Annotated in this window: 12 protein-coding genes, 1 other RNA gene and 1 riboswitch; of the genes, 5 read left to right on the top strand and 8 right to left on the bottom strand. The window is 68.8% G+C overall.

Features of this window, described 5'->3' with window-relative positions:
* Position 1: 1 nt before the first annotated feature.
* Both BKK81_RS16345 and BKK81_RS16340 read right to left on the bottom strand, forming a co-directional pair.
* Entirely contained in the window at positions 2–1,045 is a 1,044-nt protein-coding gene (locus tag BKK81_RS16345) for a M48 family metallopeptidase (RefSeq protein ID WP_071015050.1), read from the bottom strand.
* 16 nt (positions 1,046–1,061) lie between these two features.
* Entirely contained in the window at positions 1,062–2,141 is a 1,080-nt protein-coding gene (locus tag BKK81_RS16340; RefSeq protein ID WP_083384139.1) for a YjgN family protein, read from the bottom strand.
* Between the two features lie 828 nt (positions 2,142–2,969).
* Between BKK81_RS16340 and BKK81_RS16335 the strand changes: the two genes are divergently transcribed.
* The 5 genes from BKK81_RS16335 (at position 2,970) to BKK81_RS16315 (ending at position 8,851) form a co-directional block, all read left to right on the top strand.
* Positions 2,970–3,653, top strand: coding sequence for a GntR family transcriptional regulator (locus BKK81_RS16335; protein ID WP_071016555.1), 684 nt, complete (start codon positions 2,970–2,972; stop codon positions 3,651–3,653).
* A 70-nt stretch (positions 3,654–3,723) separates the two neighbouring features.
* Positions 3,724–5,166, top strand: coding sequence for a malonyl-CoA decarboxylase domain-containing protein (locus tag BKK81_RS16330; RefSeq protein WP_071015047.1), 1,443 nt, complete (start codon positions 3,724–3,726; stop codon positions 5,164–5,166).
* 169 nt (positions 5,167–5,335) lie between these two features.
* Positions 5,336–6,334: a tripartite tricarboxylate transporter substrate binding protein gene (locus tag BKK81_RS16325; RefSeq protein WP_071015044.1), complete on the top strand. Its 999-nt coding sequence runs from the start codon at positions 5,336–5,338 to the stop codon at positions 6,332–6,334.
* Positions 6,335–6,410: 76 nt separating this feature from the next.
* Positions 6,411–7,193, top strand: a complete 783-nt coding sequence (locus tag BKK81_RS16320; protein WP_071015041.1) for an enoyl-CoA hydratase/isomerase family protein — start codon at positions 6,411–6,413, stop codon at positions 7,191–7,193.
* Positions 7,194–7,297: 104 nt separating this feature from the next.
* Positions 7,298–8,851 carry a malonate--CoA ligase gene (locus tag BKK81_RS16315; protein WP_071015039.1) on the top strand — a complete coding sequence of 518 codons (1,554 nt, stop codon included), beginning with the start codon at positions 7,298–7,300 and terminating at the stop codon, positions 8,849–8,851.
* A 57-nt stretch (positions 8,852–8,908) separates the two neighbouring features.
* Here the strand turns inward: BKK81_RS16315 and BKK81_RS16310 are convergent, their stop codons facing one another.
* From BKK81_RS16310 to BKK81_RS16285, 6 genes are all read right to left on the bottom strand, one after another.
* Positions 8,909–9,616 (bottom strand): SIMPL domain-containing protein, encoded by a 708-nt coding sequence (locus tag BKK81_RS16310; RefSeq protein ID WP_071016553.1) that lies wholly within the window; start codon positions 9,614–9,616, stop codon positions 8,909–8,911.
* A 145-nt stretch (positions 9,617–9,761) separates the two neighbouring features.
* Positions 9,762–10,592: a sulfite exporter TauE/SafE family protein gene (locus BKK81_RS16305; RefSeq protein WP_071015036.1), complete on the bottom strand. Its 831-nt coding sequence runs from the start codon at positions 10,590–10,592 to the stop codon at positions 9,762–9,764.
* A gap of 45 nt (positions 10,593–10,637) precedes the next feature.
* Positions 10,638–11,132: an EVE domain-containing protein gene (locus BKK81_RS16300; protein WP_071015034.1), complete on the bottom strand. Its 495-nt coding sequence runs from the start codon at positions 11,130–11,132 to the stop codon at positions 10,638–10,640.
* 115 nt (positions 11,133–11,247) lie between these two features.
* Positions 11,248–11,465, bottom strand: a non-coding RNA gene (gene ssrS, locus BKK81_RS16295) — 6S RNA.
* 257 nt (positions 11,466–11,722) lie between these two features.
* Positions 11,723–12,064: a cell division protein ZapA gene (locus BKK81_RS16290; protein ID WP_071015031.1), complete on the bottom strand. Its 342-nt coding sequence runs from the start codon at positions 12,062–12,064 to the stop codon at positions 11,723–11,725.
* Positions 12,061–12,375: a hypothetical protein gene (locus BKK81_RS16285; RefSeq protein WP_071015030.1), complete on the bottom strand. Its 315-nt coding sequence runs from the start codon at positions 12,373–12,375 to the stop codon at positions 12,061–12,063. The genes BKK81_RS16290 and BKK81_RS16285 overlap by 4 nt, the downstream gene beginning before the upstream one ends.
* Positions 12,376–12,591: 216 nt before the next feature.
* A riboswitch (cobalamin riboswitch) is annotated at positions 12,592–12,812 on the top strand.
* Positions 12,813–12,887 lie beyond the last annotated feature (75 nt).

Below are 12,887 nucleotides of genomic sequence, written 5' to 3'. Positions count from 1 at the left end.
GCTAACGCGCCTCGCGCAGCGCGGCGATACGCTCGCGCGTAAGCGGGTGCGAGGAGAAGAAATCGCTGCCGCCTTCGTCGGCGGTGCCGGTCGCAGCGGAGGCGGAAGATGTGGCGGAACGGGCGCCGTGCGCATCTTCCAGGGCCTGCAGCACGTCGGCGAGCGCAGCCACCCGCAGCTGGTTCGCGCGCATGACCTCGACCGCGTAGGCGTCGGCCTCGCGCTCATGCGTGCGCGAGTAGCGCAGTGTCAGCAACGCCGCCGGCGCGCTGGCCAGCACCGAAGAGAAATCACCGAGGAAATAGGCCGCCACCGCGCCCACCGCCGAAGCCTGGATCAGTTGCTGCAGGCCGTGCCGGCGTGCCACATGTCCGGCCTCGTGCGCCAGCACGCCCATCAGGCCCGGCCCGGTGCCGGCCAGGCGCACCAGTTCGTCGGTGACCACGATGGTGCCGCCCGGCAATGCCAGGGCGTTGGCCCCCAGCCGCCCGCCCTGGCGGAACAGGATGCGATAGCGGTGGCCGGGGTCGGCCGGCAGGCGCAGGGCGGCAAAGTCGTCGCGGATGCGCTGTTGTTCGGCCGCCGGCAGTTTCGACGGTGCAACCCATCCTTCATCGAGGCTGCGCAGCGCGGCCTGGCCGATGCTGTCCTCGAGCGCAACCGGGACCGACCTTGCCAGCCGGGCCGCGGCCCAGGGCAGCAGCAGGGTATAGGACAGCACCAGCACGGCAAGCAGGCCCAGCAGCGCTGCCGTGGCCAGGCGCCAGCTGTTCTGCGCCCGCACCACCCAGCCCTCGCGGTGGCCGGTGGCGGCCAGAAGCGCGTCGAAGGCGGCGTGGTCGGCGATCTCGCAGTGCGCGCCGTCGGCGAAGGTGACCAGGCGCGGGGCGCGCCGCACTCGCTCCGACACGCGCAGGGCGGACAGCGGCTCGCGGCGCAGTTCCGTGCCCTCGCTGTCGCGCAGCACGGCCTGCTTCCCGTCCACCGTCAGGCTGGCAGGCTGCGCGCGGGAGGAGCGCCCATCGAAATAGGTGGCGGCGACCATGGCGGCGGCGGCGGGCTCAGAGGGCGATGTCGATGTCGTACCAGTCCACCGCCGCATCGCCCAGCGCGCCGACCTGCTCGGCCTCGCCGGCGACGAAGCTGTCAAGCGGCCCGGCTGCCAGCAGGGTGACGCAGGCCAGGCGGTAGCGCAGCGCGCGCACGCGGGCGAAGGGCGCGAACAGCCCGAGCGTCAGCACGATGCCGACCAGGTTGCTCAGCACGAGGCAGAAATAGCGGAACGCACCGACTTCGCTGCGGAAGCGGTGCGGGCCGAGCGTGGTGTGGTTCCACACCAGGTTCTGCAGCCGTGCCAGGAAGAAAGGACCTATCGCCAGCGAGGCAACGTAGAAGGCGCCCACTGACAGCGCCGTAGCGAGCATGGCACGCTGGGGCCCATGACCCAGCAGCGAACCGAGGCCGACGCCGATGGCGATGCCGCATAGCGCGGCGATCACGACCAGGCCCAGCATCATGGCAAAAGTGCGCAGGTACACGCCGTAGAACGCGCCCGCATGGGCCGAGAAGGCAAAGGGTACGGTGCCGTAGCGGGTATGCTCGTGCTGGTACTGCTTGAAGCGCTGGTGGGCCAGCGGCGCCAGCATGCCGAGCGTGGCCGCCGTGGCGAGCGGCCACAGCAGGAAGACCCGGTAGCCGCCGGCATCGCCGCCGGTGAAGGCGAAGCGCAGGCCGCGGTAGCTCGAATTGGCCAGGCGGAAGCGCAGCGAGCGCACCAGCAGCGGCGGGAATACCAGGACCAGGGCCAGGCCCAGCAGCAGCGGCAGCCACACGGAGAACTGGCCGGCCATATTGAAGGCCAGCATCAGCACGAGGACGATGGCGCGGCCTTTCAGGATCGCCAGCGGGCGGCCGTGATAGTCGAAGGTGGCGCCGTCGAGCTCGGTGTTCCGATAGAAGTACTGCAGCGTGCGGACCTTGGCCCAGGCCGAGTAGATGCCCAGCGTGACCACGCTGAGCAGCGCATTGACGATCCAGATGCGGAAGTACTCGGAGCCGGACCCGGTAAAGCGCAGGGGCAGGGCATGCGATGTTGCGGGCGTCTCGTGGTCCGCGGCGATCGTGTCGGGGCTGGATGACATGGTGCGTTCCTCTGCCTGACTGGCGGTTTCGGTAAACGGGCGCAGCCGGGCGGCAAGGGTTGCATGGATGCAACCGATTGGATCGCTGCAGGAGCGCCGGTGCGCGCACATTGTCGCACCCGGTGGACGGTGCGGGACGGAAAACAGTCGTTTCCGCTGTTGGAAACTTCTCACTTGCCGCGTTCGCGGGCGTTGCAGCATAGATACATGTTGTTACATATTTATCTGTTTGTAACAACTTGGCGCGGCCTTCCCCCAAGGAAATCAGGCGCTTATGCACCCTGGCACGCGAATCGCTAAGTTACCGCTACAACAAACCAAACGAGACGCGCAGGGAGCAGACCGCGTCCACACTCATCATCATTGGAACGGGGACGCGCCCCGGCAACGGAGCGCATTGCGGTATGACGGGGGTAGGTGCCGGGCCGGCATCGCATTGCACGGCCCACGCCAGGTCCGGCCGCCGAGCCGGGCAGCGATGAACGGGTGAGCACTTGTGGGCGCGGGCGGATGCCGCCGGGAGGCGGTATCCGTCCCGCCGTCTGTTCGCTGTGCCTGTCTGGCCATTCTGTTTCGCATCACTTTCTTTTACCGTCTCTTCCCGCCTTCTTCCATCTTGGCTCGAATCCGCCATCCAGCTTGCGCCCGCGGCGCGGAGCTGTCCGGATCCTGGTGCGCTGCATCATCGAAATCGCTTGCCGGATGTCTGGCGTTATTCATAATTATGAATTATTGCGCCTGAGGCACCGCATCGATGCGGTGCGGCGGGCAGAGCCGCACGCGGGCATGCCGGCCCGCGCAGCCTGGCGCGACACCGGGGGAAAATCCGTGCGCATCGTGCAGCAAGCCCTGTATCTCGAAGTCGCCGAGCGGCTGCGCGCCATGATCGGCGAACACGCCTTGCCCTCGGGCGCCTGGATCGACGAAGTGGCGCTGGCGGGCGAACTGGGCATCTCGCGCACGCCGCTGCGGGAAGCGCTCAAGGTGCTGGCGGCCGAGGGTCTGGTGCGCCTGGAGCCGCGCCGCGGCTGCGTGGTCAACGAACTGTCCGAGCAGGATCTGGACGAGATCTTCCCGCTGATGGCGCTGCTCGAAGGGCGCTGCGCCTATGAGGCGGCGCGCAAGGCCAGCGCCGCCGATCTCGACGCGCTCGAGGGCCTGCACGCTGAACTCGCAGATCACGCGCGTGCCGGGCGCATCGATGCCTACTATGAAACCAACTACCAGATCCACGAGGCCATCCAGCGCCTCGCCGGCAACCGCTGGCTGAGCGGACTGATCAGCGACCTGCGCAAGGTGCTGCGCCTGTCCCGTCACAAGAGCCTGAAATTGCCGGGCCGCATCCAGGAATCCTGCGCGGAGCACCTGTCGGTCTTTTCAGCGCTCAAGGCACACGATCCCGAAGGCGCCGAGGCGCTGATGAAGACCCACCTGCTGCGCCAGCGCGCCGCGCTCAAGACCCTCGACGCGGAGGCGCCGCACGTGCCGCCGGCCCGGGCGGCGCAGGCCTAGCTGCCCTGCCGCGAGGTTTCCATTCCTCCCCTTCCTTCATTTCCTGCAACGCACCGACGACAGGCATTCCATGAGCTCTCTCGATACTGGCGACAAGGATATCGGCGGCACCACGGTCAGCGCGCCGCTCAGTGAAGGAGGCGCCCCGTCCGCCTCCCTGCTTTCGCGCTTCGGGCGCTGGTGGCAGCGCAAGGACGCGCCGGCGCGCACGGCGCCGGCCGAGGCTCAGCCGGAGCTGCTGTCCACGCGCGCGCAGCGCCGTCAGCGCGAGCAGTTGCGCCTGTGCTTCGACGCCCGCCTCACCGACAGTGCCGCCAACGCGGCGGCACAATCCTGGCGTGCCGAGTACGAGGCGGCCTCGGAAGCGTTGCGCCAGGCCATGCTCGCGGTGCTGGCGGAGGTGGCGGCCAGCGGCAGCACCGCAGAGCCCGAAGGTGGCAAGGGGGGCACGGCGCTGTCGCAGGCCCTGTCGAACGCGCGCATCCGCTTCTTCAAGCGCATGGCCGCGCTGCATGGCCAGCCGGGGCCGGACGGCTCGGCGTGCGGGCTGCATTTCCTCATCGCACTGCGCGCCGACATGCTGCGCTGGCATAAGCGCATGCCCGGCCTGCGCGCGCTCGACGAGGACCTGGAGGCGATGTTCTCCAACTGGTTCGACGTCGGCCTGCTCGAGCTGCAGCCCATCACCTGGGACTCTCCCGCGTCGCTGTTGGAAAAGCTGATCCGTTATGAGGCCGTACACGAGATCGCCTCGTGGGCCGACCTGCGCAACCGTCTCGATTCCGATCGCCGCTGCTACGCCTTCTTCCACCCGCGTATCCCGCGTGAGCCGTTGATCTTCGTCGAAGTGGCCTTCGCGCCCGAGATGTCGGCCAATGTGCAGGCGCTGCTCGACGAGGCGGCGCCCCTGGAGGACCTGCGCCGCGTCAAGTGGGCCATCTTCTACTCGATCTCGAACACGCAGGCGGGTCTGCGCGGCGTCAGCTTCGGCAACTTCCTGCTCAAGCGCGTGATCGAGGAGTTGCAGCGCGAGTTTCCCAAGCTCAAGCAGTTCGCCACGCTGTCGCCGATCCCGGGCTTTGCCGACTGGCTGCGCAAGCAGGACAGCGCCGCCGTGGCCACCGTGCTGGGCGAGAAGCGCCTGGCGCGCTGGCGCGAGCGCCATGGCGGCACGCCCGCCGACGGCGCAGGCTGGGTGGCCGCGCTGACTGAGTGCGCCGCCGCCGGAGACGAAGCGCCGGCACGGGAGGCGGGCATGGCACTGGCCGCACATTTCCTCGTGCGCGAGCGCAGCCGCGAGGCGCCGGCCGATCCGGTGGCACGCTTTCACCTGGGCAACGGCGCTTGCGTGGAGCGCCTCAACTGGGCCGCCGATCTCTCCAAGAAAGGGCGGGCCCAGTCCTGCGGCATGATGGTCAATTATCTCTACGTGCCCGACGCGCTCGACGACAATCTGGCGCGCCTGGGCGAGGGCAACCCGCGCATGAGCCGCGCGGTGGCCAAGCTGTTGTAGGCCGGCAAGGGGCCTGAGACGGGTCGCGGCCCGTCTCGGGCGTGCCCACCGGTGTCTGCAGCTGGTTTTGGTTTTGGCGGTTCGCGGTTGGCAGTTGGCAGTTGGCAGTCGGTAATCGGTAGTCCGCAGTGCAACGACAAGAACGACCATAACGATGCGAGGAGACAAGATGATGCAACGCCAGTCGAGACTGGGCGCGCGCGTGGCCGCGCTCGCCGCCGCGGGGGCCGCCTGCCTGGGCCTGGCCGCGCCGGCGGCACAGGCCGAAGCGTGGCCGGCCAGGCCGGTCACGGTGATCGTGCCATTCCCCGCCGGAGGCGGCACCGATGCCTTCGCGCGGCCGCTGACCGCACAGTTGTCCAAGCAGCTCGGCAAGCAGTTCGTGATCGACAACCGCGGCGGCGCGGGCGGTACCGTCGGCGCCAGCCTGGCGGCCAAGGCCGCGCCGGACGGCTACACCTTGTTCATCGGCGGTGCCCACCATGCGATCGCGCCGTCCTTCTACAAGAAGCTCGACTACGACATCGAGCGCGACTTCGTGCCGGTCACGCTGATCGCGCAGCCGCCGCAGGTGATCGTGGTGAATCCCGCCAAGGTGCGTGCCGGCACGCTGGCCGAGCTGGTCGATTTCGCGCGCAAGAATCCCGGCAAGCTGAACTACGGTTCGGCGGGCAACGGTTCCGCCCACCACCTGGCGGGCGAGCTGTTCAAGCTGCAGACCAAGACCGATATCGCGCACGTGCCCTACAAGGGAGCCGGCCCCGCGCTGTCCGACCTGATGGCGGGCCAGGTCGACATGATGTTCGACGGGCTCGGCTCCTCCGCGCAGCACATCCGCTCCGGCCGCATCAAGGCGCTGGCGGTGGCCGCGAGCAAGCGCTCGGCAGCCTTCCCCAACGTGCCCACCGCGGCCGAGGCGGGCGTGGCGAACTATGATGTCTCGACCTGGTACGCGCTGTGGGCGCCGAAGGGAACGCCGCGCGAAGTCGTCGAGCGGCTCCATGCCGAAGTGGAGAAGGCCTTGAATACCCCTGAACTGAAGCAGATCTGGCTCAACAACGGCTCCGAGACGCCGGCCTACACGCCGGAGCAGTTCGGCAAGTTCCTGCATGCCGAGGTGCGGCGCTGGGCCCAGGTGGTACAGCAGTCCGGCGCCACCATCGACTGATGCCGGTGGCTACCATGCAGAAACCGCTCTTGCCGTGCATCGCATGCCGTCCCGTAACGCAGGCGGGAGAGCGCCGATGAGCGGCCATGTCACCCTGGCGCGCGCCGGGCAGGTCGCGACCGTCACGCTGTCTCATCCTGACAGGCTCAACGCGATCTCGGCCGCGATGTGGCGCGAGCTGGCCGCGGCCTTTGCCACGCTGGCCGGGGAGCGCGCGCTGCGCTGCGTGGTGGTGCGTGGCGACGGCGGCCATTTCGCCGCTGGTGCCGACATCGCCGAGTTCCCGGTGGAACGCGCCGACACCGCCGCCGTGCGCCGCTACCATATGGACATCATCGCCCCGGCCCTGGCTGCCGTGGCGCATTGTCCGTTGCCCACCGTGGCGATGATCGAAGGCGTCTGCGTCGGCGGCGGCCTCGAGATCGCCTGCCATTGCGACCTGCGCGTGGCCGCTGCCGACGCGCGCTTCGGCGTGCCCATCAACCGGCTCGGCTTCCCCATGGCGCCGGGCGAGCTGCAGGGATTGCTGGCCCTGGCGGGGCGTGCGGTCACTCTGGAGATCCTGCTCGAGGGACGGGTGTTCGGCGCGGCCGAGGCCCAGGCCAAGGGGCTGCTGACGCGCGTGGTGGCAGCGGACGCACTGGCCGCCGAGGTCGAGGCCACGGTGGCCCGCATCGCTGCCGGCGCGCCGGCAGCGGCCCGCATCAACAAGGCTACCATCCGGCGCCTGGCGCCACAGCCGGAGCCGCTCTCCGAAGCCGAGCTGGCGGCGCATTTCGCCTATGTGCCGGGGCACGACCATGCCGAGGGCGTGGCCGCCTTCCTGGCGCGCCGGCCGCCGCGCTTCACCGGCGACTGACAGCGCCGCGCGCCGCGCAGGGGAGTCATCTGCTATTGTCCTTTTCCGCTTCCCGTTCTTCTTCCGCACCTCCTTTCGCACGTCCTTTTGCATCCGATCGCACCATGAACGCCAACCTGTTCGCCCTGTTCGAATCCCGCTTCCCGGCGGACCGCAGCGCCTGCTGCATCGAGACCCACGACGGCCTCTACTACAGTTGGGATGACCTCGACCGGGCCACCGCCAAGCTGGCCAACCTGCTGGCCTCGCTGCAGTTGCCGGAGGGCTCGCGCGTCGCCGTGCAAGTGGAGAAGTCGCCCGAGGCCCTCTTCCTCTACCTCGCCACGCTGCGCGCCGGCTACGTCTACCTGCCGTTGAATACGGCGTACCAGGAGGCGGAGATCGACTATTTCCTCGGCAATGCCGAGCCTGCCGTGGTGGTGTGCAGCAGCGCGAATTTCCACTGGGTCTCCAAGCTGGCCTTCCGCCATGGCAGCGCCAAGGTCTTCACGCTCGACGAGCACCGCTCGGGTTCGCTGCTGGATCGCGCCGCCGCCCAACCCGACACCTTCGAGACCGTGCAGCGCGCGCCGGACGACCTGGCGGCCATCCTCTACACCTCGGGCACGACCGGACGCAGCAAGGGCGCCATGCTGAGCCACGGCAACCTGTCATCGAACGCGCAGACGCTGCACGAGTACTGGGGCTGGCGCGCCGACGACGTGCTGCTGCACATGCTGCCGATCTTCCACGTGCACGGCCTCTTCGTCGCTTCGCACGGTGCCTTGCTGGCAGGCGCCAAGATGATCTGGCTGCCGAAGCTGGACATGGCCCAGGCGCTCAGGCACCTGCCGCGCTCGACCGTGATGATGGGCGTGCCGACCTACTACGTGCGCCTGCTGCAGGAGCCGCGCTTCGATGACGATACCTGCCGCCGCATGCGCCTGTTCGTGTCGGGCTCGGCGCCGCTGCTGCTGGAGACCTTCGACAGTTTCCGCGAGCGCACCGGCCACACCATCCTCGAGCGCTACGGCATGAGCGAGACCGTGATGCTGGTCTCCAATCCCTATGACCCCGCCCTCGGCGAGCGCATCGGCGGCACCGTCGGCATGCCGCTGCCCGGCGTGTCGGTGCGCGTGGTCGACGGCGAAGGCAGGCCCTGCGCCGCCGGCGAGATCGGCAATGTGGAAGTGCGGGGTCCCAATGTGTTCCACGGTTACTGGCGCATGCCGGAGAAGACCCGTGAGGAATTCACCGCGGACGGCTGGTTCAAGACCGGCGACGTCGGGCGCTTCGGCGGCGCCATCGTCAGCCAGGCCGGCGAGCGCGTGGTGCCGGACAACTACCTGACCATCGTCGGGCGCAGCAAGGACCTGATCATCTCGGGGGGCTACAACGTCTACCCGAAGGAAATCGAGAGCTTCATCGACGAGATGCCCGGCGTGGTGGAGAGCGCCGTGATCGGCGTGCCGCACGCGGACTTCGGCGAAGCGGTGGTGGCGGTGGTGGTGGGCAGGCCCGGTGCGCAGATCGACGAGGCGGCCATGATCGGCACGCTCAAGGCGCGTATCGCGAACTTCAAGGTGCCCAAGCGCGTGCACGTGGTCGAGGAGCTGCCGCGCAATACCATGGGCAAGGTGCAGAAGAACGTGCTGCGGCAGCAGTTCGCCGCGCTGTAAGGCCGCGCCAGACGGCCTCCCGGCCCCGCCATGGTGGCGGCGGGGCCGGGGGGCGCCTTACTTGAGCATCTGCACGGTGCCGCTGACCGTCACCGTGACCTGGGCCTTGCCGCCCTCGACCGGTACCGGCGCCGCATCCGAGACCATGGCCTTGGCTGCGTACATGCGCGGCATTGGCATGACCGCGCCGCCTTCGTTGAGCGAGACCTCGCGGATGGTGTAGCTGCCGTAGCCGAACAGCCTGGCAGTGGCCTGCGCCTTGTCGCGGAAGCTGGACACGGCCTGTTCAACCAGCTTGGTCTCGGCGGCCTGGCGTGCTTCGCGCGACAGCGAGAAGGCGATGCTCTGCACCTGCATCTGGCTGGCCAGCTGGCCGGCCAGCTTGGACACGGCGGCGAAATCCCGCGATTGCAGCACGACCTCGGCACGTCCGCGCCAGGCATTGATGCGGCCGTTGCGGTCGGTGGTCGGGTGGATGGTGAATCCGCCCGATTCCGCCTGCACGCCCGCGGTGCGCTTGGCCTGCGCGATCACCTCCTGCGCGCGCGCCGACAGCGCGGACGAGATTGCGGCCGGCTCGCTGCCTTCCTGTTCGGCTGCGAGCGTCATGCGCACGGTGTCGGTCGGCACATCGGTGGCGGCATCGGCGGACAGCGACAGCACGCCCGCAGGGGCCGGCAGGCCCTCCGCATGGACCGGTCCGCCCTGGGCGGCGGCGACCATGGCCGTGGAACCCAGCAGGGTGGCGGCGATCATTTTCTTCATCTTGTTCTCCCGTTCGAAGTCACGCGTGTTCAGACGCGGGATGGCGGCCAACGTTCCGTGCCGGCCATCCCCACCTTGTATCGACTTGTATCCGGGCGGACCGAGGCGGCCGTCATGCAGCCGTCATGCAGCCGTCACGCGGGCGCTATGCCTGCAGGGCCTGCAGCCCCTTCCACAGCATGTAGCCGGCCAGGCAGGCAAGCAATACAGCGAAGGCGCGGCGCAGCTGCGCCACGTCCATGCGGTGCGCGGCGCGCGCGCCCAGCGGCGCGGTCAGCACGCTGGCCGTCGCCACCACCGCCAGGGCCGGCAGGTAGACGTAGCCGAACGATCCCGCCGGCATGCCTGCCAGGCCGAGGCCGCTCCACACGTAGCCGATCACGCTCGCCACCGCGATGGGGAAGCCGAGCGCGGCGGAGGTGGCCACCGCATTGTGGATCGGCACGTTGCACCAGGTCATGAAGGGCACCGAGACGAAGCCGCCGCCCGCGCCGACCAGGCTCGACACGAAGCCGATCACCGTGCCGGCGCCGACCATGCCGCCGGGCCCGGGCAACTGGCGCGAGGGCGCCGGCTTGCGCGCGCGCAGCATCTGCAGCGCCGAGAAACCGACGAAGCCGGCGAACAGCAGCGACAGCCAGCCGGTCTTGAGCGCGGCGAAGACCTTGCCGCTGCCGATCAGGCCGCCCACCAGGATGCCCGGCGCGAGCGCACAGGCTAACGGCCAGCGTACGGCGCCGCGCCGATGGTGGGCCCGTACCGACGACAGCGAGGTGAACAGGATGGTCGACATCGCAGTGGCGATGGCCATGTGCACGATGACCTCGGCGGGAAAGCGCAGCACGGTGAAGAGCAGCGTCAGGAAGGGCACCATCATCATGCCGCCACCCACGCCGAGCAGTCCGGCGCAGAAGCCGGTGAAGGCGCCGAGCAGCAGCAGGGCGGGAATCAGGACGGGCAGGTCGGCTAGGCTCATGGCCGGGAGCGGGGGCTCGGCGGAAGGGGCGCCATGCGGCGGGCGTCAGCGCATCAGGCGCGTGGTGATGTAGCGCCATTCGGCCGGGGTCACCGGCGTGATCGAGAGCCGGTTGCCGCGCCGGAGCACGACCATGTCGGCCAGCGCCTCGTGCGCGCGCAGCTCGGGCAGGGAGATCAGCGCGCTCTTCTGCACGAAGCGCACGTCCACCAGCATCCAGCGTGGCGCTTCCGGCTTGGAGGCGGCGTCGTAGTAGTGGCTGGCCCGCTCGAACTGCGTCGGGTCAGGGTAGGGCGTCGAGCAGACCTCGGCCAGGCCGGCAATGCCGGGCTCCGGGCACGAGGAGTGATAGAACAGCACGCCGTCGCCGACGCGCATGGCATCGCGCATGAAGTTGCGCGCCTGGTAGTTGCGCACGCCGGTCCAGGGCAGGGTGCCCCGTTCGGCGAGCGTGTCGATGCTGGCCTCGTCTGGCTCCGATTTCATCAGCCAGTACTGGCGGGCGCGGGTTTCGGCGGCGGGCGTGGCGGAACGGCTCATCAGCAGATCCTCTGGTGGCGCGGCGGCGGGCCGCAAGTGACGACCGCCGAGCCGGCCGCAGGCAAGAACGCAGGCAAGAAAAAAGGCGGTGGTCTGCACCACCGCCTTGTTGAAGGGGGTCCCCGCCTCGGCCGCTGGGTCGGCATCCTGAACCCAAGTGAGGTTCAGAGTGGCTGCGGAAGTCGCATTTCGGGTACATCACCCACTCAGGGAGTCCAGGCTCGGCCCGGACTATGAATGTTGTGACGCGCTCGCCCACGCGACATGATCCCGCACCATGCAATGCATATCGGTTCAAGGAGTTTATGACCCTTACGAACCAGGCAGGGAAACTGTCAAACGTCTGACTTTCGAAGATCACCCGGAGCGGAGCACCAAGTGCGATGTCAGACGTTTGCCGTTTCTAACTAGGATGGGATGAGAACGGCGGCCAGGCGCGGTAACCCGACCATTTTGCTGCACCTGTGTGGCGTCGTGCAGTCTGGCTACACTATACACCGCACTGTCTCGCAGACCAAGCCCGTCGTACCGGACCGTTACATTTTGCGCACGGTGCGCGACATCCGCTCCACATCCCGCCGCGGCCGGCTTCAGCTCCGCGCGGCCGGCGCGTCGGTTCCCACGTGTGCGTACTGCCGCAGTGCCTCGTCGGCACGCTCGTTGAGTTCGCGGATGCGGGCACGTACGGCGTCCACCGGGATCGCGCCTTCCTCCTGCTGCTTGCGCTGCGCCGCCAGCAGGTCGGAGGCGAGGCTGATGGCCGCCATCACTGCCACACGCTCCACACCCTTGGCGCCGCCGCCGGACTTGAGGCGGGTCATGCGCCCATCGACCAGCGAAACCGCCTCCAGCAGCGCGGCCTCGTTTTCTGCCGCGATGGCGAAGCGGTAAGCCTGGCCGGCGATATTGACTTCGACTTGCTTGTTGCTCATGCATGTTCTCCGGAGGCTTGCTGCCGGGGCTGGGCGGCTTCGCCCTCGCCGAGCAGGTCGAGCTGGCGCGCATCGCCTGCCGTGGGCAGCTTGTCGAGGATGGACTGGATGCGCAACTGCGCTTCCTCGATCTTGATGTTTAGCAGCTCGCGGTCGGCCGCCATGGCCTCGCGCTCGCCGCGCAGTTGGTCGGCTTCGGCACGCAGGCGTCCGATCTCCTCGCGCAGCCGCTGGTTTTCCGCCGCCAGGGTGTCCGCGTGATGCAGCACGCGGCCGATCTTGGCGGCGAGTTGTTCGAGTTCGTTGAGCATAGTGCCTGTCGGGTGCATGGTGTCGGAGTATCCGGATTCTAGCCCAAGCGCCGCCATGCCAGCGATGCGCGAGGCGCCGTTGTGACCCCGCAACCGCGGCGAAGTTGCCAGCATTGTATTGGCATCGCCCTTGCAACGTCGGCCAACCGCCACCGTGGCGGCGGTTCCGCGGCGCGCATTGACGCTGGCGGGGAAACTGCCTACACTCGCGCACGCTTCAGGTGCTCGCCCCCTCGTCGCCACGCGGGGGCAGTTCAACGGGAAACAGGGAGCCGCACCGACGCCAGGTCGGGACGGGCCAACCTGTGCTGCCCCCGCAACGGTAAGCGACGCGAATCCGCATCCCGGTTTCGCAAGGCCGGTCAACCAGCCACTGGGTCCACATGGGCCCGGGAAGGCGGCCGTGCTGAGGTCGCCAGCCCGGATACCGGCCTGGACGCGGGCGGCCGCCCTTGTGCGGCACGCTTCATCGCCATTCGGCCCGCGGGGGAACGGGCCCGGCCGTCTTTCCT

The organism is Cupriavidus sp. USMAHM13 (assembly GCF_001854285.1).
GTDB classification, from domain to species: Bacteria; Pseudomonadota; Gammaproteobacteria; order Burkholderiales; family Burkholderiaceae; genus Cupriavidus; species Cupriavidus malaysiensis.
Note: the sequence above shows the minus strand (reverse complement) of the source record. Positions and strands in the feature narration are given on the sequence as shown.